We start from the raw sequence: 21,391 nt of genomic DNA on the forward strand, positions 1-21,391 counted from the left end.
ATGTCCACCACCACCTCCACCCTGTTCCGGCAGTTCCGCACCGGGCTGCTGCTCCTGCTCCTGGCCACCGCCGGCCTGGGGCTGGTCTACCCGGCGGCGGTGTACGCCGTGGGCCGGGTCGTGCCCGAGCGCGCCGACGGCCAGGTCGTCCGCGTGGACGGCACCCCGGTGGGCTCCCGGCTCATCGGCCAGCCGTTCACCGGCCCGCAGTGGTTCCAACCCCGCCCCTCGGCCGCCGGCGACGGCTACGACCCCACCGCCAGCGGCGCCTCCAACCTCGGCCCCGAGGACGCCGGCCTGCTCGCCGCCGTCGAGGAGCGCCGGGCGGCCGCGGCCGCCGCCGACGGCACCGCCCCCGCGGACGTGGCGCCGGACGCCCTCACCGCCTCCGGTTCAGGGCTGGACCCCGACATCTCCCCGCAGTACGCGCGGCAGCAGGTGGCGCGGGTGGCCGCGGCCCGCGGGCTGCCCGAGCAGGAGGTCGCCGACCTCGTCGCCGGGCACGCGCAGGGCCGCGACCTGGGCTTCCTGGGCGCCGAGCACGTCAACGTGCTGGAGCTGAACGTGGCGCTGCAGGCGCTCGCGGGCTGAGCGGTGGGCGAGACTGACCGGGTGGAGGAGAAGCGGAGGGGGCGGCTGCGGGTGTTCCTGGGCGCCGCCCCCGGCGTGGGCAAGACGTACGCGATGCTCGACGAGGCGCACCGGCGCGCCCGGCGCGGCACCGACGTGGTCGTCGCCCTCGTCGAGTGCCACCGGCGGGAACGGACCGAGGCCCTGCTGCACGGCCTGGAGGTCCTGCCCCGGCGGCAGGTCGAGCACCGCGGCCTGACCGTCGGCGAACTCGACGTCGAGGCCGTCCTGGCCCGCCACCCGCAGGTCGCGGTCGTCGACGAGCTCGCGCACACCAACGCCCCGGGTTCGAAGCACCCCAAGCGCTGGCAGGACGTCGAGGACCTGCTCGACGCCGGGATCGACGTCGTCTCCACCGTGAACATCCAGCACCTCGAGTCGCTGAACGACGTCGTCGAGCACATCACCGGCATCGAGCAGAGGGAAACCCTGCCCGACGCGGTGCTGCGCGCCGCCGACCAGGTCCAGCTCGTCGACATGACCCCGGAGGCGTTGCAGCGCAGGCTGTCCCACGGCAACGTGTACGCCACCGACCGGGTCGACGCGGCGCTGTCGAACTACTTCCGCACCGGCAACCTCACCGCCCTGCGGGAACTGGCGCTGCTGTGGCTGGCCGACCGCGTCGACGAGGGCCTGGAACGCTACCGGGCCCAGCAGGGGATCGAGACGACGTGGCCGGCGCGCGAGCGCGTCGTCGTCGCGCTCACCGGCGGGCCCGAGGGGGCGACGCTGGTGCGCCGGGCCGCCCGCCTCGCCGGCCGCGGCGCCGGCGGGGAACTGCACGCCGTCCACGTCGCCAGCGGTGACGGCCTGGTCCGCACCTCACCGGCCCGGCTGGCCGAGCAGCGCGCCCTCGTGGAGAGCCTGGGCGGGGTGTACCACCAGGTCGTCGGCGACTCGGTCCACGGCGGGGTCGCCGCCGCCCTGCTGGAGTTCGCCCGCGGCGTCAACGCCTCCCAGATCGTCGTCGGCGCCAGCCGGCACCGCCCGATCACCTCGCTGTTCCGCACCAGCGTGGGGGACACCGTCGTGCGCGGGGCCGGGCCCGTCGACGTCCTCGTCGTCACCCACGAGGCGCAGGCCCGCCCGTTCCGGCTGCCGGGCCGGGCCCGCGCGGCGCTGTCCCCGAACCGGCGGGCGCTGGGCTGGGTGCTGGCCGTGGTCGGCTCGGCCCTGGTCACCGCGGTGCTGCTGGCGCTGCCCACGCAGGACCTGGCCACCGACCTGCTGAGCTACCTCGTCGTGGTCGTCGGGGCCGCGCTGGTGGGCGGGCGGTGGCCCGCGCTGGCCGCCGCGCTGCTGGGCGGCTTCGCCGTGAACTGGTTCTTCTCCCCGCCCTACCACCAGCTGGCGGTCGCCCAGCCGACGAACGCCGTCGCGCTGGCCGTCTTCCTGCTCGTCGCGGTCGCGCTGTCCAGCGCCGTCGACAAGGCCGCGGGCCGCCTGCGCGACGCCGAGCGCAGCCGCGCCGAGTCCGAGGCGCTGTCGGTGCTCACCCGCACGGCGCTGCTGGCGAAGAACCCCCTCGAGGAGGCGCTGCGGCACACCCGCGAGACGTTCGCCGTCGACTCGGTGACGCTGCTCGAACGCGGCGGCCCCCGCTCGTCGTGGACGGTCGCGGCCGCCACGGGCGACCCGGTGTGCCTGGACCCGACCGACGCGGACGCCGAGGTGGTGGTGGACGAGCACACCTGCCTGGTCCTGCGCGGCCGGCTGCTCGGGGCGGAGGACCGGCGCGTCGTCGAGGCGTTCGCCACCCAGATCGCCGCCGTCCGGCAACGGCAGCGGCTGCGCGCCGAAGCCGCCCAGGCGCGCCGCCTGGAGGAGGGCGACGCGGTGCGCGGGGCGCTCCTGACGGCCGTCTCGCACGACCTGCGGACCCCGCTGGCGACCCTCAAGGCGTCGCTGGACAGCCTGCGGGCCGAGGACATCGACCTGCCCGAGGAGGTGCGGGACGAACTGCTGGCCGAGGTGGGGAACTCCGCGGACCGGTTGCAGGGGCTCATCGACGACCTGCTGGACCTCACCCGCGTCCGCAGCGGCGTCGTCGAACCCCACCTGCTCGTCGTGGACCTCGAGGAGGTCGTGCACGCCGCCGTGCGCGACGTGGGCCCGGTCGACGTCGCCGTCCCCGCCGACCTGCCGCCCGTCTCGACCGACCCCGGTCTGCTGCAACGGGTCGTGGCCAACCTGGTGCAGAACGCCGTCCGGCACGGCGGCGCGCGGGCCGAGGTCGCCGCGAGCGTGTCCACCGAGGACGCCCGCCGGGTCGTCCGGCTCCTCGTCGTCGACCACGGGCCCGGGCTGCCGGGCACCGCGAAGGAACGGGCGTTCACCCCGTTCCAGCGGCTCGGGGACCGCTCCGGTGCCGGGCTCGGCCTCGGGCTGGCCGTCGCGCGCGGGCTCACCGAGGCCGTCGGGGGGCGGCTGACCGCCGAGGACACCCCCGGCGGCGGGCTGACGATGGTGCTGGACCTGCCGCTGGCCGGGCACGCCCACGAACCGGCCGGGGTCCCCGGGGGAGCGACGGCGTGAGCAGGGTCCTCGTCGTCGACGACGAACCCGGCCTGCGGCGGGCGCTGTCGATCAACCTCAGCGCCCGCGGGTGGGACGTCACCGTGGCCGCCGACGGCGCCGCGGCGCTGGAGGCCGCCGCCACCGCCCACCCCGACGTCGTGCTCCTCGACCTGGGCCTGCCCGACCTCGACGGGCTGGAGGTCATCGCCGGCATCCGCGGCTGGAGCCCGGTGCCCATCATCGTGCTCACGGCCCGCACGGCCTCGGCCGACGCCGTCGACGCCCTCGACGCCGGCGCCGACGACTACGTGACGAAACCCTTCGCGATGGACGTCCTGCTGGCCCGGCTGCGGGCCGCGGTCCGCCGCGGCGCCGCCCACGACAGCGCCCCGGAGGTCCTCGACGTCGACGGCCTGCACATCGACCTGGCCCGCCGCACCGTCACCCGCGACGGCGAACCGGTCCGGCTCACCCCGACGGAGTGGAACCTGCTGCAGGTGCTGGTCACCAACGCCGGCCGCCTCGTCGGGCAGACCCAGCTGCTGAAGGAGGTGTGGGGCCCCGGGTACGGCCGCGAGACGAACTACCTGCGGGTGTACGTGGCGCAGCTGCGGCGCAAGCTGGAGAAGGTCCCCGGCGCGCCGGTGCACCTCATCACCGAACCGGGGATGGGGTACCGGTTCGAGCTCTGATCCCCGGGACCGTCCCGGTCACTCCGCGGCCGTCGCCTCCGCGCAGGGCAGGGCCAGGTCGGCCGGGGCCGCGGGACGGGCGAACAGGAACCCCTGCCCGCTGTCGCAGGAGTCCGCGACGAGGCGGTGCAGCTGGTGGTCCTCCTCGATGCCCTCGGCCACCACCCCCAGGTCGAAGCTGTGGGCGGCGGAGATGACGAGGCGGACGAGTTCGGCGTGCCCGGCGGCGGGGGAGGCGACGAAGCTGCGGTCGATCTTGAGGATGTCCACCGGCAGCTTGGGCAGCTGCCCGATGGAGGTGTAGCCGGTGCCGAAGTCGTCGAGGGCGATCTTCACCCCTAGTTCCCGCAGCGCCCGCAGCTGGTCCAGGGCCGTGGGTTCGTCGACCAGCACCGTCTCGGTGATCTCCAGGGTCAGGCGGGCCGGGTCGACCCCGGAGACGGTGAGGGCCTCGGCGACGTCCTCGAGCAGGTGACGGCTGGCCAGGTGCCGACCGGAGATGTTGACGGCCACCCCCAGACCCGCGAGCTCGCCGCCGTCGTCCCACCGCGTGAGCTGGGCCAGCGCCGCCGCGAGCGCCCACCGACCGAGGTCGCAGATCAGGTCGGAACGTTCCGCGGCGGGGATGAAGGCGTCGGGCGGGACCAGGCCGTGCCCGGGCCGGTCCCAGCGGACCAGGGCCTCGACGCTGGCGGTGCGCCCGGTGACCAGGTCCAGGACGGGCTGGTAGTGCAGGACGAGTTCGCCCTCCCGCAGTGCCCGGCGCAACGCGTCCTCCGTGGCGGTCTGCACGGCCAGCTCGCGGCGCATCTCCTCGTCGAAGACCTCCACCACACCGCGCCCGGCGGCCTTGGCGCGGTAGGCGGCGGCGTCGGCGTCCTGCAGGAGGCGCTCGGAGGTGGACCGGGCGCCGTGGGGGCCGACGGCGCTGACGGCCACGCCGACGCTGGCCCCCACGCGCGCGACGCGGTCCCCCACGGGCACCGGCGCGCCGATCGCGGCGATGAGGCGCTGACCGAGCTCCACGAGCTGGTGGTGGCCCTCGGCCGGCTCGACCAGGACCACGAACTCGTCGCCGCCCAGGCGGCAGACGGTGTCCCCGCCGCGGACGGTCTCCTCCATCCGCGCGCTGACGACCCGCAGCAGTTCGTCGCCCGCGGCGTGGCCCAGGGTGTCGTTGACCTGCTTGAAGTGGTCGAGGTCGACGAAGAGCAGCCCCACGGGCTGCTCGCTGCGCCGGGCCCGGTGCAGGGCCCGCTCGATGAGGACGCCGGCCTCGGCGCGGTTGGGCAGCTCGGTCAGGGCGTCGTGGGAGGCCTGGTGCGCGAGGTCGACCCGCAGCCGCTCCCGCTCGTGGATGGCGCTGATCATCTGGGTGATCGAGGCGTGCACGACCGCGCCGAGGGAACCGGCCAGCGGCTCCTTGACCACCTCGGCGTCCAGGTCGCCGTCGGCGACGGCCTGGGCCTGGGCCTGGACCCGGCGCAGGCTGGACACGGTGGCGGCCAGACCCTGGGCCAGCGTGCGCACCTCGCGGGGCCCGCCGCCGGTGGCGTCGAGGAGGTCGTCCTGCAGCTCGCCGTCGCGCACGGCGGCGGCCTGCTGGGCCAGCCGTCGCAGCGGGCGGGCGATGAACCGGTGCACCCCGGCCATGACGCCCACGGTCACCACCAGCAGGACCAGGGCGATCAGCAGCAGGACGCGCAGCTCCGCCGCCGCGCGCTGGGCCGGCAGGTCGGTGGCCGCCACCGCCTGCGCCCCGATGGTGTCCACCGCCTCCCGCAGCGCCGCGTCACGGCTGGTGCCGGCCGTGGTGAGGGTGAGGAACTGCGGCAGCGACAGCGCCGTCCCCGAGGTGCTGGTGGCGGCGCCGTCGAGGAGGGCGTCGACCTGCACCGCCGCCTCGCTGCCGGTCGCGGCCCGCCAGGTCGCCACCGCCGAGGCCCCGGCCTGTGCGGTGAGCTCGGCGTCGGCGGCGCGGTAACCACCCCACACCCGCAGGAAGGAGGCACGCGCCTGCGCCCGCTCGCTCTCCGGCACCGACAGCGAACCCAGGAACAGCGGGACCTGGAGGCTGGCGGAGGTGGCGGCGGCCTGGGCGCGGTCGAGGTCGTTCACCGCGCGGGCCCCGGGCCCGTCCAGGGACTCGTCGCGGGCGGCGTCGAGGTGCCGGTCGACCTGCCCGGCGAGGTCGGTGACGAGGTCGCCGTAGCGGGCGAAGACCGTCGTGACGTCCTCGCCGGCGGCGGCGCTCGCGCGCAGCCGCGCGACCCGGTCCGCGGCGGCTCCGGCTTCGGCCTCGGCGGCGGTCCCGGCCGTGGCGTCCACGGCGGTGTCGGTCGCGGTCTGCACGGTGCGCAGCTGCTGGGCGATGGCGGGACCGGCCACGGCGGCGATGCCGGCGAGGCCGGAGGTGTCCAGGCCGGACGCGGCGGCGGAGACGGGGTCGGCGAGCACGGCCTGGCTCAGCACCGGCACCACCTCCTGGGCGATGCTGCCGCGCACGGTGTCCAGGAGGGCCGCGGCCCGCACCTGCTCCGCCGCGGTGTCGGCGGCGACGGAGATCTCGTGACCGGCACCCACCGCCAGCGCGACGGCACCCGTCAGCCCGACCACCGGCACGAGGACCAGGGCCAGCAGGCTGCTGTGCAGGGACGGGGCCCGCCGGGCACCCCGGGGCGCACGGGCGGTCCGGGCGGCGGGGGCGGGGCGCGGGGACGGCACGGTCCCTGATCGGCTCGCGGGGCGTCCTGCTCAAGCGGTCGAGCGGTCGTTCACCTGGACGGCAGCGCCGGGTGCCGGGCTCAGGCGGGGGCCCGGACCTCCAGCCCCGGCCCCTCGACGAACCCCAGCCGGGCGTACACCCGGGCGGCCGCGTCGTCGTCGGGCTGCAGGTGCGCGAACCGGGCTCCGGCCGCGAACGCCCGCCCCAGCGCCCACGACGACAACCCCGCCGCGATCCCGCGCCGCCGGGCCGCGGGCACCACGCCGACCCCGCCGAGCAGCACCGCCGGGCCGGCGTCCCCGTCGGAGCGGACCGTGTACGCCGCCGCGACCGGACCGTCGGCCCCGGTGACGAGCAGGACCTCCACCCCCGGGGTCCGCAGCTGCCCCGCGAACCAGGGCCGCACCGCGGCGGGTTCCCCGCCGAACGCGGCGGCGTCCACGGCCGCCAGCGCGTCGAGGTCCCCGGCGTCCGCGACCCGCACCGCGCACCCCGGCGGCAGGTCCACCGGGCTGAACCCGCCGGCGTCGACGCCGGCCAGCCGTTGCCGCACGACCAGGTCCCCGCCCCACACCGTCCCGGCCCGCACCCGCCACGCCCACGGCGTGCCGCGCCCCGCGAACCAGGCCGCGACCTGCCCGGGGTCGGCGAGCGCCGGGTCCAGGAGGTCGGCGCCGTTGTACTGCGGGGCAGCGGTCCCGCTGCACGCGGCGCGGGCGCCGGGGAACCGGGCGGTGGCGCCGCCGGGGCGGGCGCCGCTCAGGACGGACCACGCGTCGCCGTGGGCGGTGAACAGGTCGGGCACCGGGACAGGGTGGCAGGGAGGAGGGGGCGGGAGGGAGCGGTTTTCCCGGTAGTGCGCTCGTCTCGTCGTGGATCCCGTGCGGCGCGCGCGACGTGCCCCAGGGGATGAGGATCGAAAGGTCCGATGCACGAACGTCGACGCCGATCGGCCCGGGAACCGGTCTTGTTGCGGCACCTGCGATCCCGAGACCTTCGCGGGCCGCTCCTGACGTGCTGGAAACTCCCTGGCGCCTGCGTCCCGGTGCTCAGGACCGTGCTCGTCGTTCCGCCGGAGGTTCCTCCTGCCGTGGCAGTGGCAGGGTGTCGTCCTCTCGGACCGCGTCAACGGCCGCGTCCTCGCGGGTTCGGCTCGGCGACTCGATCCACGCTGGTGACGTGGTCCACGACGGTCCCCGTCGGGCGGCGGTAGGGGTCTCGCGCAGGTCGAGCACCCACTCCGCGTCGAGGCCGCCATCACCCGAAGCAGCCGGTGGGTCCGCGGCTGGGCCCGGTGCGGCCTGGTCGGTCCACGGCTGCAACCGGTCGGGAGTGCCCTGCTCCGCGGTCGGAGCACCCGCCTGCTCGGCGATCTGCTCGGCGACCTGTCGACGCATCTGCTCGACCAGTGCCCCGGACTGGGCCTTCTTCCACTCCGCCACGGCCTCGCCGGCCAGCTCCACCTGCGCTTCCAGCACCACCCGCGCGGCCCGGACTTCGGCGGTCAGCTGGGTGGCCGCACGGGCCCGCACCGCGTCCAGCGACGCTTGGGCCTGCACCTCGGCTTCCTGGTAGGCGGTGGCGGCCAGCAGGTGCGCCCGTTTCTGCACCTGCTCGTCGTGCGCAGCCGACAGCACTTCGTAGCTGCTGGGCTTGGCCAGCAGCAGGATGGTCTTGAAGAACACCGGCAGGCACTCCAGCGCCGTCAGGAACGCGAACAGCAACCGGTGCGCCGAGGTCATGGTGGTGCTGTCGTGCTCCAGGTCGTGCAGGGCCTCCAAACGCGCCAGCAGGCCGTCGTCCCCAGCGACGGCGGCCCGGTTGGCCGCCACCGTCGCCGCCCGATCGGCTTCAGCGCGCTGCACGGTGGCCTGCAGGACCTCCAGCTGGGCGCTCTTGTCGGCCACCACCGCAGCCACTTGCTGCGCGGCGGTGCCGGTCAGGGCCTGCTTCGCCGCGGCCAGCTGCTCGGCCAGCTCCACCCGCTGCGCGGCCAGGCGGTCCCGGCGGGCCTCCTTGTCCGCCGCCGCCGGACCTGCCCCGGCCCGTCCGGACCCGCAAGTGCCCTCCTTCTCGCACGCCACCGCCTGCTCGGCGGCGTCGAAGTCGGCCTCGGTCTGATCCAGCTGCTGCTGCAGCCGTACCACCTGCGGGTCAGCCTCGATCACCGACTGCGGGCTGGCGGTCGCGATGTCCTGCTGCAGCGCCACGATCTGGGCCTGCTGATCGGGCAGGCCGACGAAACGCGGGTCGGACTGCAACCGCTGCTCGAAGTCGGCCAGGGCCTGGGTGTGGGTGATCTGCAGGCGGGCGTCGATCTCACCGCCGAAGACGGTCAGGGTCAACGGGGTGGACACGACCAGACCGATGATCAACGCCAAGGCCAGGCGGGGCAGGCTCATCAGGATCGTCCACACCGCGCGGGACTGGCGGACGGTGGAGACCACCAGCCACCGGTCCAGGTTCAGGATCACCACACCCCACGCCAAACCCCCCACGACGGCCAGGACGACGGGAGCGTGCAGGGCCACGTGAAGGGCGATGGCGCAGGAGAACACTGCCAGCCCCGCAGTGGTCAGCACCGCCCCACCCAGCGTCGCCTGCTTGACCCGGTCCTGCGGCACCTGCTCCAGCACCGCTTGATTGCTACCGGCCACCACCAGCAGGAGATCCCCCACCGCCCTTCGCCCACGGGAGAGGGCGCCCCGGAACCGGCTCGTGCCCGTGGACGGGCCGGCGCTCGCGACGATCCCGGAGCTGTGGCCGACGGCAGCCTCGAAGGGAACTCCTGCGACGGGGGAGGAGGTCGCGGGCGGGAGTTTCGCGGCGGTAGGAGACGGGGGCTCAATCACGACGAGGGGAACCTTCCTCAGGTGCAGGAGATGCATCAGGCCCGGTGGGGAGCCCAGTGGTTGAAGAGCGGGTTGCCGTCCCCCGCGAGCGTTGGGTCCGTTCGACCGCGGCGTGCAGGTGCCGGGTGCTGGTCCGCCACCAGTGGCGCAGCCCGGACGGGACCAGCAGTGGGGACAGTCGCGGTGACGGCACGTGCTCGGGTAGCTGACCGGCGAGCTGGTGGCCGTCCTGACGAGCGAACAGGTGCCGCAGGGCCCCCGTGGGTGCGCGGGCGTCCAGCACCGCGCTGACGTCTACGCTCAACCGCACCGTGGGCGCAGCCGGCAGGTCCAGGCTGTCGAGCCGGGGGATCGGCAGCACCGTCACCGCCGCCGTCCACTCCTGCCTCGCCCCTGCACCGTTCAGCGCCACGACTTCCAGCGGTCCGCTGCCACCGGGGACCACCGAGAGCGACGCCTTGCTCTGCCGGACGCTGTGGCCGGCGACGATGACCTCGTCGGCGTCGGTGAAGTCCCACGACACCGTCACCGGCAGACCTTCGCCGGTCACCACCGGCTCCACCCGCAGGCTGCGCAGGCTCGGCGCCTGCAACCCTCCGGACGGCAGCAGGGACGGCCAGCTGCTCCACGGCCCCACTCGTCCCGGACCCGACGCCGGCAACGCCAGCAGTCCGGGACCCGCAGAGGAGGCGGCCGGTCCGCCGGCAGCGGGTTGTGACGCGCCGGTCCGCCGTGGCCTGGCCGCAGGCAGCCCCAGGGCCCACCGCCACCCGCCACCCGTACGCGACGCACCACGCGAGCCGTAGTCGGTGTCCGTTCGGGCACCTGCGGTGTTGAAAGCGTGCAACAGCCGGAACACCACGACGATGAACGTCAGGAGCACCGCCAGAGCGGCCAGCTGGCCGGCGGCCTCGGCCAGGAACTGCCCGAACTTCACCGGACTGAACGGCTGCCCCCACCGGACGTACGGGCCAGCGGCCACCCCGACCAGCAACGCCGCCACCACCACCGCACCGGCGACGAAGAGCGTCATCGATCCGATCGGTCGGCGCCTCACGCTGTCACCACTGCACGCCTCGCAGGGGCCACCGACCCGGGCGGCGGGTTGGGTGCCCGGCCGGCGACCGTGGTCGCTGCGACGCGGAGGTCCACGTCACTCATTCGCATCCGACGCCATCCCCGTCCCGATCGAAAGCCGAACGCCAGCCCGGGTCGCCGGGGACGATCGGCGCGGCTCCCGCGGCCCGCACCGCAGCGCAGTTGGCGTAGAACGGCAGGGCGCCCGGGTCTTCCCGACCCCCGGAGGAACCGTCCGGAACACCCGCCGAGCCCTGCGATGCCGTCCAGGTGGGCGTCGAGGCTGGTGCGTTCACCGACGCGGGCGCGTCGGGGGTCGCGGCGGGTCCGCCCCGGGTCACCGGCGGTGGCGACCCGGCGCCCAGGGCACCAGAGACCTCGGAGGCGGTCCGGCCACCGGGGACGGCCGGGCCGCTGAACAGGTACCCGGCCGTCGCGGCGGTCGTACCGGTCACGACCAGGACCAGCCCTGCCACCCGCCCCGGGACGGCCGCCCAGACCAGCCGGCCACTGATGACCGCGAGCAGACCCACCAACGCCAGCACCGATCCAGCCGCCAGCAACCCACCAGGCAGCACCGTGGCAGCATCGCCGGCCATCACCGTCCACACCCCCGCCGCGACCCCGCTGAGGAGCACCGCCGCCTGGAACAGGCGCGGTGGGCCAGCGAGCACCGGCCGTGGCGGAACTCCTTCACGGGGCACTCAGCCCACCCCGCCTCCGGTCGCTGACGGGCCGCCCGTGAGCAGCGCCCCCGTGCACGGGTCCGGCGATGGAACGCCGTGCGGTCAGTGGCGAGTCAGACGGTCTGCGACGCAGTGCCTTCCGGGTAGGCGAAGAACCCGGTGCCCGGCTCGCTGCCGCCGACTGCGGTGGCTCGCTCGGCGGCCGTCGCACTGCTTCTCCTCACCTGTTCACCTGGGGACCGCAGCGTAAGGGCCAACACCGCCGACCACTGGCCACCAGCGGTCCCTCTCACCACCCCGGCTCATCGAACATCGCTGAAGGTGCGCGATGATGACCGGGAGTGATTGCGGTGGGCAAGCACTGCCCTGAGCGCCTCCGTCAGTTCCCGTCCTGCCGGACGAGGTCGAAGGCGTCTGGAGTTCAGGCGGCGGCTCGTACCGCATCCCGTGTTCGCCGGCACGGCATCACCACCCACACCCAGGTCTCCGTCGACTCCGGTCTTCGATGCCGGCGTGTGGTGGATCCTGCGCGCGTCGTCAGTGCCGGATCCAGCCGAACGTGCGCCGCACCGCCTCCTGCCAGTCCTCCCAGCCCCGGTCGCGCACCTGCGGTTCCATCGCCGGTTCCCACTGCCCGGCGCGGTGCCAGCGGCGGCGCAGCGCTTCGGTGTCGGGCCAGAAACCCACCGCCAGGCCCGCGGCGTACGCCGCGCCCAGGGACACCGTCTCGCTGACCATGGGCCGCACCACGGGGGCGTCCAGGACGTCCGCGACGGTCTGCATGAGCAGGTTGTTCGACGTCATCCCGCCGTCGACGCGCAGCGAGTTCAGCCGCAGGCCGGAGTCGGCGTCCATGGCCTCGACGACCTCGCGGGTCTGCCAGGCCGTGGATTCCAGTGCGGCGCGGGCGATGTGCCCCTTCGTGACGAACCCGGTCAGCCCGATGAGCAGGCCGCGGGCCTCGGCCCGCCAGTGCGGGGCGAACAACCCCGAGAACGCGGGCACGAAGTAGCAGCCCCCGTTGTCCGGCACCGTGCGGGCCAGCGTCTCGACCTCGGGGGCGGTGGAGATGAGCCCGAGGTTGTCGCGCAGCCACTGCACGAGCGCGCCGGTGACGGCGATGGAACCCTCCAGCGCGTACACGGGTGGTTCGTCGCCGATGCGGTGGGCGACCGTCGTGAGCAGCCCGTGGGAGGAACGGGTGATCTCCGTGCCGGTGTTCATCAGCAGGAAGCTGCCGGTGCCGTACGTGCACTTCGCGTCGCCGGGGGAGAAGCACGTCTGCCCGAACAGCGCCGCCTGCTGGTCCCCGAGCGCGGCGCCGAGGACGGCTCCCGGCACGACGGTGCGCGCCCGCCCGTACACCTGCGAGCTGGCCACGATCTCCGGCAGCGCCCGCCGCGGGATGCCGAACACCTCCAGCATCCGCGGGGAGTAGTCGAGGGTCGTGAGGTCCATGAGCATCGTGCGGCTGGCGTTCGTGACGTCGGTGACGTGGCGCCCGCCGTCGGGGCCGCCGGTGAGGTTCCACACCAGCCAGGAGTCGATCGTCCCGAACAGCACGTCGCCGTTCTCGGCGCGGCGGCGCAACCCGGCGTCGCGCAGCATCCACGCGATCCGCGGCCCGGCGAAGTACGTCGTCAGCGGCAGCCCGCACAGGTCGGCGAACCGGTCCACGCCGCCGTCGGCGGCGAGCTCCTCGACGAGGTCGGCGGTCCGGGTGTCCTGCCACACGATCGCCGGCCCCACCGGGTCCCCGGTGCGCCGGTCCCACGCGACGACCGTCTCGCGCTGGTTCGCGATGCCGATGGCGACGACGTCGGCGGGGGTGGCCTCGACCTGCGCCATGGCCTGCGGGACGAGCCGGGCCACCGCCCGCCAGATCTCCGCGGCGTCGTGCTCGACCCAGCCGGGCCGGGGGTAGTGCTGGCGGTGCTCGCGCTGGGACACCGCGACGAGGCGCCCGGCGTGGTCGAACAGGATGCAGCGGGTCGAGGTGGTGCCCTGGTCGATCGCGACGACGTACCCCTGGTGCTCCGGCCGTCGATCGCTCACACCGGTCATCATCGGGCCGAGGCGATCACCGGCACCAGGGCGGCCGCTCACGCCTCCCGCACCCCCAGCTCGCGCGAGATCGCCCGCGCGGCCTGCCGCACCGCCGGGACCAGACCCGCGCGCGGGCGCCCGCGGCCGTCGACGATCCGCTCGGTGCGGCCCTCGATGCCGAGCGCGCCCACGACCAGGCCACCGAGGTCGCGCACCGGGGCGGCGATCCCGGCGACGCCCACCTCCAGCTCGTCGACCTCCAGGGCCCAGCCCTGCTCCCGCACCGCGGCCAGCGTCCGGCGCAGCGCGGCGGCGTCGACGACCGTGCGGGCCGTCATGGCCGCCAGCCGGCCCCGGGGCCGCACGGGCGCGGAGGCGAGCAGCACCTTGCCGAGCGCGCACGCGTGCGCGGGCAGCGACGTCCCGGTCCGCAGCTCCTGGGCGCTGTCGTCGGGGCGGAACACGTGGTGCACCACGAGCGCGCGGCCCTGGGCCAGCGTCGCCAGCCGCACCGACTCCCCGGACCGGCTCGCCAGGGAGTCGGCCCAGTTGACCGCCCGGGCGCGCAGGTCGTTCGCGTCGATGCGGGGGCGGCCCAGGTCGGCCAGGTCCGGCGCGGCCCGGTAGTCCCCGGCCTCGTCCTGCACGACGAACCCCACGTCGACGAGGGTGCGGACGATGCCGTGGGCGGTCGTCTTCGCCAGCCCCAGCGCGTTGCCGATGTCGACGACGCCCAGTCCCTGACCGGCACCGGCCAGCAGCCGCAGCACCGCGGCGGCCCGCTCGATGGACTGGATGGGCCCGGGCACGGCCCCATCCTGGCGCAGCCGCGCCCCGGCGCGAGGTCAGACCAGGGTGAGGCCGGTCGCCGGCTGCCGGACCCCGTTGACCTGCAACGCGAGCGAGGCCGGGCCGGGGACGTGGGTGCGGGTGCTCAGCTGCCGGAACGAGTGGGTGCCGCGGACCTCGGCGACCTCCCCGGGCGCCAGCCGCAGCCGGGTCAGGGTGAACGTCTTGGACCGCTGCCCGCCGCGCGCGCCGGGGAAGGTCAGGACGTGGTCGACGGCGACCTCGGCCGGTCGCGCGTCCAGGTTCTCCAGCGTGGCGCGGAAGGTGACGTCCCCACCGATCGCGACGACCCGCGGGGTGACCTCCAGCGGGGACGTCCGCACCCGCACCGCGCCGAACCCCAGCAGCTCCAGGGCGCCCGGGTGGCCCTTCTTCACCAGCCCCCGCAGCGCGTGCCGCACCGTCCGGGGCCCGTGCGCCGACGCCAGCCAGCCGCCGGCGACCTCGACCGCGAACCCGGGGTGCAGGCGGCCGTGGTCGTTCAGGTGGTTGGCGACCGAGCGGCGCACGTGCTCCGAGGCGTCGTCGTGCAGGGCGTCCAGCAGCGGGCGGGTCAGCTGCGGGTCCGCGGTCAGCACCGGGACGCCCAGACCCCACGGCAGCCGCGGCCGGGTGCCCTCGGAGGCCAGCCGGCGCACGTGCTCGTCCTCGTGCCCCGTCCAGCGCCGCGCGCGTTCCAGGACGCGGGCGGTGTCGTGCCGCAGCAGCAGCCGCAGCGCGAACTCCGACGTCAGCCGCGGCGTCAGGTGGGCCATCAGGTCCAGGGCGTCGTCGAAGGCCCGGGGGTCGGGGTCCTGCACGCCCGTGGTGGCCAGCGCGTGCGTGACCGGCCACACGTGCCAGCCCGCCAGCGCCGGGTCCTCGTAGGCGGCGCGGACGACCCGCGCCAGCCGCGCGTGGTCGTGACCGGTGTCCGCGACCAGACCCGCCGCCAGCGACCGCGCCCGGTCCCCCAGGGGCTGCCCCCGCAGGCGGGCGACCGCGGCGCGGGTCGCGGCGAACGGGTTGCCGCGGTCGGCGGCCTGCAGGGCGTCGAGCAGCTCGGCGGCGACGGCGTCGCCGAGCAGCTCGTCCGCGGTCGGCACGGCTCAGGCGCCCGGCAGCGCCTCGGCGGTGGCGTCGGCGCCCACGACCATCTCGATCGCGCCGGTGCGCACGTCGTAGATGCCGCCCGCGACCGGCATCGCCGGCGGCAGGAACGGCCAGGACCGGATGCGCTGCACGTCGTGGACGAGGGTCGTGCGCTGGTCGGCGATCGTGCGGAAGTCGATGCTGCGCGAGTCCACGCCCTGCGCCAGCACCTTCGCGTGCACGTCGGAGTCGGTGTTCTTCGTCATGCCGCAGTCGGTGTGCGCGAGCAGCAGCACGCGCTCCACCCCCAGCAGGTAGTGCGCCAGGACGAGGGTGCGCAGGGTGTCGTCGGTGACGCGGGCCCCGGCGTTGCGCAGGATCTTCGCGTCCCCCTTGACCAGCCCGAGCATGTCGAGCGGGGAGATGCGCGAGTCCATGCAGGTGATGACGGCCAGACCCACCCCGGCGATCCCGGGGCGGCCGTCGTCGACGAAGGTCTTGGCGTACTCGGCGTTGGCGGTCAGCACGTCGGCGAAGGGATCCACGGGGCACATTGTCACCACGGCCCCCGCCGCCGGTCGGTGGGGGTGCCGGTCCGGCCGCCCGGGCCCCCACAGGTTCGGGAGGTAGCCTCGCGCGGTGTCGATCCTCGTCGTCCGCCACGGACAGACCGCCTGGAGCCTGTCGGGCCAGCACACCGGCAGCACCGACGTCCCGCTCACCGCCGAGGGCGAGGCCCAGGCCCGTGCCCTCGCCCCCGTCTTCGCCGGCCGCGACGTGGCCGCCGTGCTCGTCAGCCCCCGGCAGCGGGCCCGCCGCACCGCCGAGCTGGCCGGGCTGCGGGACCTGCGGACCGACGAGGACCTCGTGGAGTGGGACTACGGCGGCTACGAGGGCCGGACCACCCCGGAGATCGCCGTCGAGCTCGGCCGGCCGTTCTCCGTGTGGCACGACGGCGTCGTGCCCGGCGACACCCCGGGGGAGACGGTGCAGCAGGTCGCCCAGCGGGCCCGGCTCGTCCTCGGGCGCGCGCAGGCGCTGGTGACCGCCTCCGGCCGCGACGCCGACGTCGTCCTCGTCGCCCACGGGCACTTCCTGCGGGTCCTGCTCGCGACCTGGCTCGGGTTGTCGCCCACGGCCGGGGCGCTGTTCGCCCTGGAGGCCGGGACGTGGGGCGAACTGGGCCACGAGCACGGCCGTCCGGTGCTGCTGCGCTGGAGCGTTCCGCCGATCGGCTGAACCCGCCGGTTCAGCTGGTGACGCTGCGTGCCGATGGGGCGGTGTGACCGCCGCCACCACCGCCTGGGCCACCGTCGTCCTGGTGACCCTGGTCGCCGCCGTCGCCCTGGTCGCGCTGGTCCGCCAGCGCGACCGCGTCCTGCACGACCTGGCCCGCACCGACCCGCTGACCGGGCTGGGCAACCGGCGGGCCCTGCACGAGCTCGCCGAGCCCCTCCTGGCCCGCGGCGGGCGCCCCGGGCTGCTGCTGCTCGACCTCGACGGGTTCAAGGACGTCAACGACACCCTCGGGCACGCCGCGGGCGACGACGTGCTCGTGCAGGTCGCCGGCGTCCTGCGCGCCACCGCCGGGGACGCCGCCGTCGTCACGCGCCTCGGCGGTGACGAGTTCGCCGTCCTCGTCGCCGAACCCGGCTCCGACGCCGAGCTGGAGGTCGCCGCGAAACGGGTCCTCGCGGGCCTGAGCATCGGGGGTTTCCACGCCGGTGTCGTCCCGCTGGACGTGCAGGGCAGCATCGGCATCGCCGTGGCCGGCCCCGACGGGCACACCCTGGGTGAACTGCTCCAGCGCGCCGACGTCGCGATGTACGCGGCGAAGCGCTCGCGCGCCGGAGTGCTGCGCTACGACGCAGCCAGCGACCCGCACTCGGCCGGCGGGCTGGAACTGCTCGGGCAGCTGCGCACCGCGATGGAGCAGGACCAGCTCGTCCTGCACTACCAGCCGAAGGTCTCCGGCGACGGCGCCCGGCTGCTGGGGTTCGAGGCGCTGGTCCGCTGGCAGCACCCCACCCGCGGGCTGCTGCAGCCGGCCGACTTCCTGCCCGTCGTCGAACGCACCCACCTCATCCACGCCCTGACCCGCTGGGTGCTCCTCAGCGCGCTGCGGCAGGCCGCCGCGTGGCGGACCGCGGGCCTGCACACGACGATGGCCGTCAACGTCTCCGCCGTCAGCCTGGACCCGGGCCTGCTCGGGATCGTCGAGGAAGCCCTCGCCCTGACCCGCTGGGACCCCGCCGACCTGGTCCTGGAGATCACCGAGACCGCCATCGTCCAGGACCCGGCCGGGGCCCGCGCGACGGTCGCGAAGCTGCGCGAGCGCGGCGTCCGCATCGCCGTCGACGACTTCGGGGCCGGGTCCACCAGCCTCGTCCACCTGCGGGGCCTGGCCGTCCACGAGCTGAAGATCGACCGGCAGTTCGTCGCCGAGCTCGTCACCCACCCCCAGGACGACGCCATCGTCTCGGCCCTCATCGCGCTCGCGCACCGGCTCGGGCTGGTCGTGGTCGCCGAGGGCGTCGAGACCGTCGCGGCGGCCGACCGGCTGTGCGCCCTCGGCTGCGACGAGCTCCAGGGCTTCTTCTTCGCCCGGCCGCTGCCGGCCGCGCAGGCGGTGGCCTGGGCGCGGGCGGAGGGGCTGACGACGCCGTCGGTCGAGGTGCTCACCGCCGGACGCTGAGCGCCGCCCCCGAGGGCGGTCAGTCGCGCGGTCGCGCGGCCCGGTCCGGGCGCGAGCGCTTCACGTCGTACAGCGCGCGGTCGGCCATCGCGATGGTCCCGGACAGGTCGCCCCGCCCCTCGCGCAGCGCCCAGCCGACGCTCACCCCGACGCGGACGGTCAGCGACCCCAGGTGCAGGGGTCCCGCGAGGGCGCGTTCGAGGTCCGCCGCGACGCGGGACGCGACCTCCGCGGCCTCGTGCGGCGACAGGTCCAGCAGCACGACGACGAACTCGTCCCCGCCCGTGCGGGCCAGGACGTCCTGCGTGCGCAGCACGCCCCGGCCGCGCTTGGCCACGGCCCGCAGCACCTCGTCGCCCACGGCGTGCCCGTAGGTGTCGTTGACGGGTTTGAAACCGTCGAGGTCCAGGACGAGGACCGCGTGGGTCCCCGTCTCCCGGTCGGCGAAGCGGGGTGCGACGTGGTCGTCCAGGGCGCGGCGGTTGGCCAGGCCCGTCAAGGGGTCGGTGCCCGCCACCGCGCGCAGCAGCCGCTCCTGGTGGCGCCGGACGTGCACGACCCGCACCAGGACGCCGAGCGTCCCCGCGCCGGCGACGACCGCGACGGCGAGCCACAGCCAGGCCTGGCGCGTCGTCGCGTCCTGCTCCCGGCTCAGGCGGGTCACGCGGTCGGCGACACCGGTCGAGGCGCTGCGGTGCAGGGCTTCGGCCAGCCGGGCACCGCTCACGGCGAGGTCGCCGGGGGCGACGGGCCGGCTCGACCGCTCGTCCGCGCCCAGGACCGCGCCGGTCCACCGGGAGGCCGACTCCTGCGCGGTGCCGTCCGGGCCGGCGGCGAGCGCCAGCACCTCGCGGGCGACCGCCGGTTCCTGCCGGCGCAGGTCGGTCAGGTCCTCCGAGAGGTCCGGTTCCCCGGGTGCGCCCGCTGCCGGCGCGGGCACGACGCGGGGCTCGACCGCGCTGCCCACCAGGGGCTGCCCGGCGACCGCGTACCCCTGGGACCGGAGCCAGGCGGTCAGGTCGCCGGCGTGGACGCCGATGCCGAGGGCGGCCTCGGCGGCGGCGAAGTCCACCTGCTGGTACCCGATCGAGGCGATGAGCTCGTCGAGCGGTGACAGCGCGGCCTCGAGCGGGTCGACCGCGCGGCCCCCCACGGACTGCGCGCCCAGGCAGACGTCCAGGACGGCGTTCGCGTAGTCCGACAGGAAGCTCCCGACGTCGTCGGGGCCCTCGACGCCGAGCTCGGTCAGCGCCGTGCGGGCCCGTTCCGCGTCCGCGCCGGCCGGTCCGCCGCGCAGGTGGTCGAGGGTGGCCGCGCTCGTCCGGTAGGTGGTCTCCCACCGGGCCTGCACGGCGTCGTGGTCGAGCTGCCCGCCGCCCTCGCCGCCCTCCCGGACGCGGGCGATCGCCAGCTCGGTCACGCCGGTGCACAGGTCGAGGCGGACCCCGGCGAGCCGGAGGGCGGCGGTGCGGGCCTCGGCGGCCGAGCTGCGCTGGACGGCGTCCGCGCGGGCCAGCAGGGACCCCGTCACGGTGCCGGCACCGACGACGGCGACCAGCAGGGCACCGGCGGTGCTCGACAGGATCCGTTTCACGACGACTCCGCGGTTCGGCGACGGGTGCGGACCGTCCGTCCCCGTCCCCGACTCTCGGTGCCGTGCCCGGGTCCCTTGAGCCGGGTGGCCGCCCGGGGCGCCCGCGGTCCCCCGGACGGCCCTGCGGCCGGTCGCGGTGGAAGGCGACGACGGGGACGCACCGACCGTCGCCGAGGCTGCCGGTCGCTCGCGGGGGAGCCCGGGGTCCCGTCCCGGGGCTACCGGTTCCGGCTCGCGCGCCGCACGACGGCGGTGACGCCCACGGCGATCCCGGCCGCGGCGGCCACCCACGGCCCCCCGACGACGAGCGGGTCGATCCACTGGTGGTGGGTGTCGACGCGCCCGGCGCGGGAGCCGACCGGGTGGCCGGTCGCCTCGGCGCGGACGCCGGTCTCGGTGACCGGGTCGTCCGGGCGGCCGCGGGCGGCGGAGGTCAGCAGGCCCTCGAACGCGTCGACGCGGTCGGCGGCGATGAGCAGCAGCCAGTGCGCGTTGCGGCCCTCGCTGAAGCGGTCGTAGGCCAGGCGGCGGATCCGGCCGGACACCCCGTGCAGCGGGGCGCTGGTGCCGAACACCGGCGGCAGGAACGCGTGCTCGACGGACCGTTCCCGCGGGCCGTACCGCTCGGGCTGGCGGTCGGGGAACTCCCAGTGCGCGCCGTACGCCTCCGGGTCGAACACCTCCTGCGGGACGGCGGGACGGTCCTTCGGGTCCAGGTCCACGCCCCAGCCGGGGATGCGGGCGCGCAACTCCTCGACGGTCTCCGGCAGCGGGGGTTTCTGCGGCCAGTACGCCATGGTGGGCTCCTCAGGCAGCGGTGGGGACGACGAGGGGTTTGATGCAGCCGTCGAGCTTGGAGGAGAACAGGTGGTACCCCTCGGCGACGTGCTCCAGCGGGATGCGGTGGGTCACCAGGTCGCGCGGGCGCAGGTAGCCGTTGCGCAGGTGCTCGAACAGCCGCGGCCACTGCCGTTTCACCGGGCACTGGTTCATGCGCAGCGTCAGGCCCTTGTTCATGGCGTCGCCGAACTTCACCGCGTTCGGCACCGGGCCGTAGGCGCCCATCACCGAGATCGTCGCCCCCTTGCGGACCGCGTCGATCGCCCAGTTCAGCGCGACCGGTGAACCGCCCTGCAGCTTCAGCTTGGCCCCGGCGACGTGCTGCAGGAAGTTCCCGTCGGCTTCGGCGCCCACGCAGTCGATCGCGACGTCGGCGCCGAGGTGGTCGGTGATCCGCTTGAGGTGGACGACGACGTCGTCGTGCTCGGCGAAGTTCACGGTCTCGGCGTGCGCGAACGTCTTCGCCTTCTCCAGCCGGTAGTCGAGGTGGTCGACCACGATCACCCGGCCGGCGCCCATGAGCCACGCCGAGGCCGCCGCGACCAGCCCGACCGGGCCGGCGCCGAAGACGACGACCACGTCGCCCTCGCGGATGTCCCCGAGCTGCGCCCCGAAGTACCCGGTGGCGGTGGCGTCGGTGAGCAGCACCGCGTCCTCCTCGTGCATCCACTCCGGGATCACGACCGGCCCGACGTCGGCGAACGGCACCCGCACGTACTCGGCCTGGCCGCCGTCGTAGCCGCCGGTGGTGTGCGAGTAGCCGTAGATCCCGCCGACGGCGGTGGCGTTGGGGTTCACGTTGTGGCAGTTGGCGAGCATCCCGCGGGCGCAGTAGAAGCACGACCCGCAGGAGATGTTGAACGGCACCATGACCCGGTCACCGGGTTCCAGGTTCCGGACCGAGGGACCGACGCTGTCGACGACGCCGATGAACTCGTGGCCGAACGTCGTCCCGACGCGGGTGTCCGGCATCAGCCCGTGGTACAGGTGCAGGTCCGAACCGCAGATCGCCGCGAGCGTCACCCGCACGATCGCGTCGTTGGGGTGCTCGATCCTGGGCGGGGCCTTCTCCTCTACCCTGATCCGGTAGGGCCCCCGGTACACCATCGCCCGCACG

General features: G+C 75.4%; 17 protein-coding genes. 5 read left to right on the forward strand and 12 right to left on the reverse strand.

Annotated features, from left to right (window positions below; translation table 11 throughout):
• Genes kdpC through ACRYRX_RS03880 form a run of 3 tightly spaced genes read left to right on the forward strand, consistent with a single transcriptional unit; the run spans nucleotide 1 to nucleotide 3,839 of the window.
• Nucleotides 1-591, forward strand: a complete 591-nt coding sequence (gene kdpC / locus ACRYRX_RS03870; RefSeq protein ID WP_432510492.1) for a potassium-transporting ATPase subunit KdpC — start codon at nucleotides 1-3, stop codon at nucleotides 589-591.
• Nucleotides 592-612: 21 nt separating this feature from the next.
• Nucleotides 613-3,165, forward strand: coding sequence for a DUF4118 domain-containing protein (locus tag ACRYRX_RS03875; RefSeq protein ID WP_432510493.1), 2,553 nt, complete (start codon nucleotides 613-615; stop codon nucleotides 3,163-3,165).
• The gene (locus ACRYRX_RS03880) at nucleotides 3,162-3,839 is read left to right on the forward strand and encodes a response regulator (protein ID WP_432510494.1); all 678 of its coding nucleotides are present in this window, start codon (nucleotides 3,162-3,164) and stop codon (nucleotides 3,837-3,839) included. Before ACRYRX_RS03875 ends, ACRYRX_RS03880 begins: the two co-directional genes overlap by 4 nt.
• An 18-nt stretch (nucleotides 3,840-3,857) precedes the next feature.
• On the opposite strand, the gene ACRYRX_RS03885 is transcribed toward ACRYRX_RS03880, so the two are convergent.
• The 9 genes from ACRYRX_RS03885 to ACRYRX_RS03925 all read right to left on the reverse strand — a co-directional run bounded on the left by ACRYRX_RS03885 (nucleotide 3,858) and on the right by ACRYRX_RS03925 (nucleotide 15,699).
• Complete coding sequence (locus ACRYRX_RS03885) at nucleotides 3,858-6,563, reverse strand: putative bifunctional diguanylate cyclase/phosphodiesterase (protein ID WP_432510495.1); 2,706 nt, start codon at nucleotides 6,561-6,563, stop codon at nucleotides 3,858-3,860.
• A gap of 80 nt (nucleotides 6,564-6,643) precedes the next feature.
• Complete coding sequence (locus tag ACRYRX_RS03890; RefSeq protein WP_432510496.1) at nucleotides 6,644-7,369, reverse strand: GNAT family N-acetyltransferase; 726 nt, start codon at nucleotides 7,367-7,369, stop codon at nucleotides 6,644-6,646.
• Nucleotides 7,370-7,613: 244 nt separating this feature from the next.
• The gene (locus ACRYRX_RS03895; protein ID WP_432510497.1) at nucleotides 7,614-9,200 is read right to left on the reverse strand and encodes a DUF4407 domain-containing protein; all 1,587 of its coding nucleotides are present in this window, start codon (nucleotides 9,198-9,200) and stop codon (nucleotides 7,614-7,616) included.
• Nucleotides 9,201-9,408: 208 nt separating this feature from the next.
• The gene (locus tag ACRYRX_RS03900) at nucleotides 9,409-10,449 is read right to left on the reverse strand and encodes a hypothetical protein (RefSeq protein WP_432510498.1); all 1,041 of its coding nucleotides are present in this window, start codon (nucleotides 10,447-10,449) and stop codon (nucleotides 9,409-9,411) included.
• Nucleotides 10,450-10,573: 124 nt separating this feature from the next.
• On the reverse strand, nucleotides 10,574-11,167 hold the full coding sequence (locus tag ACRYRX_RS03905) for an excalibur calcium-binding domain-containing protein (RefSeq protein WP_432510499.1): 594 nt from the start codon (nucleotides 11,165-11,167) through the stop codon (nucleotides 10,574-10,576).
• A 549-nt stretch (nucleotides 11,168-11,716) separates the two neighbouring features.
• Complete coding sequence (glpK, locus tag ACRYRX_RS03910) at nucleotides 11,717-13,234, reverse strand: glycerol kinase GlpK (RefSeq protein ID WP_432510500.1); 1,518 nt, start codon at nucleotides 13,232-13,234, stop codon at nucleotides 11,717-11,719.
• A 47-nt stretch (nucleotides 13,235-13,281) separates the two neighbouring features.
• A complete protein-coding gene (locus tag ACRYRX_RS03915; RefSeq protein ID WP_432510501.1) occupies nucleotides 13,282-14,034 on the reverse strand; it encodes an IclR family transcriptional regulator in 753 nt (250 codons plus the stop codon).
• Nucleotides 14,035-14,070: 36 nt separating this feature from the next.
• Nucleotides 14,071-15,159, reverse strand: a complete 1,089-nt coding sequence (locus ACRYRX_RS03920; protein ID WP_432510502.1) for a DNA alkylation repair protein — start codon at nucleotides 15,157-15,159, stop codon at nucleotides 14,071-14,073.
• Nucleotides 15,160-15,162: 3 nt separating this feature from the next.
• The gene (locus ACRYRX_RS03925) at nucleotides 15,163-15,699 is read right to left on the reverse strand and encodes a beta-class carbonic anhydrase (RefSeq protein ID WP_432510503.1); all 537 of its coding nucleotides are present in this window, start codon (nucleotides 15,697-15,699) and stop codon (nucleotides 15,163-15,165) included.
• Between the two features lie 85 nt (nucleotides 15,700-15,784).
• On the opposite strand from ACRYRX_RS03925, the gene ACRYRX_RS03930 reads away from it, so the two are divergent.
• Nucleotides 15,785-16,384 carry a histidine phosphatase family protein gene (locus ACRYRX_RS03930; protein WP_432510504.1) on the forward strand — a complete coding sequence of 200 codons (600 nt, stop codon included), beginning with the start codon at nucleotides 15,785-15,787 and terminating at the stop codon, nucleotides 16,382-16,384.
• A 43-nt stretch (nucleotides 16,385-16,427) separates the two neighbouring features.
• Entirely contained in the window at nucleotides 16,428-17,840 is a 1,413-nt protein-coding gene (locus ACRYRX_RS03935; protein ID WP_432510505.1) for a putative bifunctional diguanylate cyclase/phosphodiesterase, read from the forward strand.
• Nucleotides 17,841-17,859: 19 nt separating this feature from the next.
• Here ACRYRX_RS03935 and ACRYRX_RS03940 read toward each other — a convergent pair whose 3' ends face one another.
• The 3 genes from ACRYRX_RS03940 to ACRYRX_RS03950 all read right to left on the reverse strand — a co-directional run bounded on the left by ACRYRX_RS03940 (nucleotide 17,860) and on the right by ACRYRX_RS03950 (nucleotide 21,390).
• Entirely contained in the window at nucleotides 17,860-19,434 is a 1,575-nt protein-coding gene (locus tag ACRYRX_RS03940; RefSeq protein WP_432510506.1) for a GGDEF domain-containing protein, read from the reverse strand.
• Between the two features lie 218 nt (nucleotides 19,435-19,652).
• Complete coding sequence (locus ACRYRX_RS03945) at nucleotides 19,653-20,231, reverse strand: hypothetical protein (protein ID WP_432510507.1); 579 nt, start codon at nucleotides 20,229-20,231, stop codon at nucleotides 19,653-19,655.
• Nucleotides 20,232-20,241: 10 nt separating this feature from the next.
• Nucleotides 20,242-21,390, reverse strand: a complete 1,149-nt coding sequence (locus tag ACRYRX_RS03950; RefSeq protein ID WP_432510508.1) for a zinc-dependent alcohol dehydrogenase — start codon at nucleotides 21,388-21,390, stop codon at nucleotides 20,242-20,244.
• Between the last annotated feature and the right edge of the window lies 1 nt (nucleotide 21,391).

The organism is Kineococcus lubricus, assembly GCF_050871965.1.
Classification (GTDB): domain Bacteria; phylum Actinomycetota; class Actinomycetes; order Actinomycetales; family Kineococcaceae; genus Kineococcus.

Excerpts from the sequence above, each read along its gene's own strand:
- kdpC (WP_432510492.1), top strand. The coding sequence starts at position 1 with ATGTCCACCACCACCTCCACCCTGTTCCGGCAGTTCCGCACCGGGCTG.
- ACRYRX_RS03900 (WP_432510498.1), bottom strand. The coding sequence starts at position 10,449 with ATGACGCTCTTCGTCGCCGGTGCGGTGGTGGTGGCGGCGTTGCTGGTC.
- ACRYRX_RS03925 (WP_432510503.1), bottom strand. The coding sequence starts at position 15,699 with ATGTGCCCCGTGGATCCCTTCGCCGACGTGCTGACCGCCAACGCCGAG.
- ACRYRX_RS03945 (WP_432510507.1), bottom strand. The coding sequence starts at position 20,231 with ATGGCGTACTGGCCGCAGAAACCCCCGCTGCCGGAGACCGTCGAGGAG.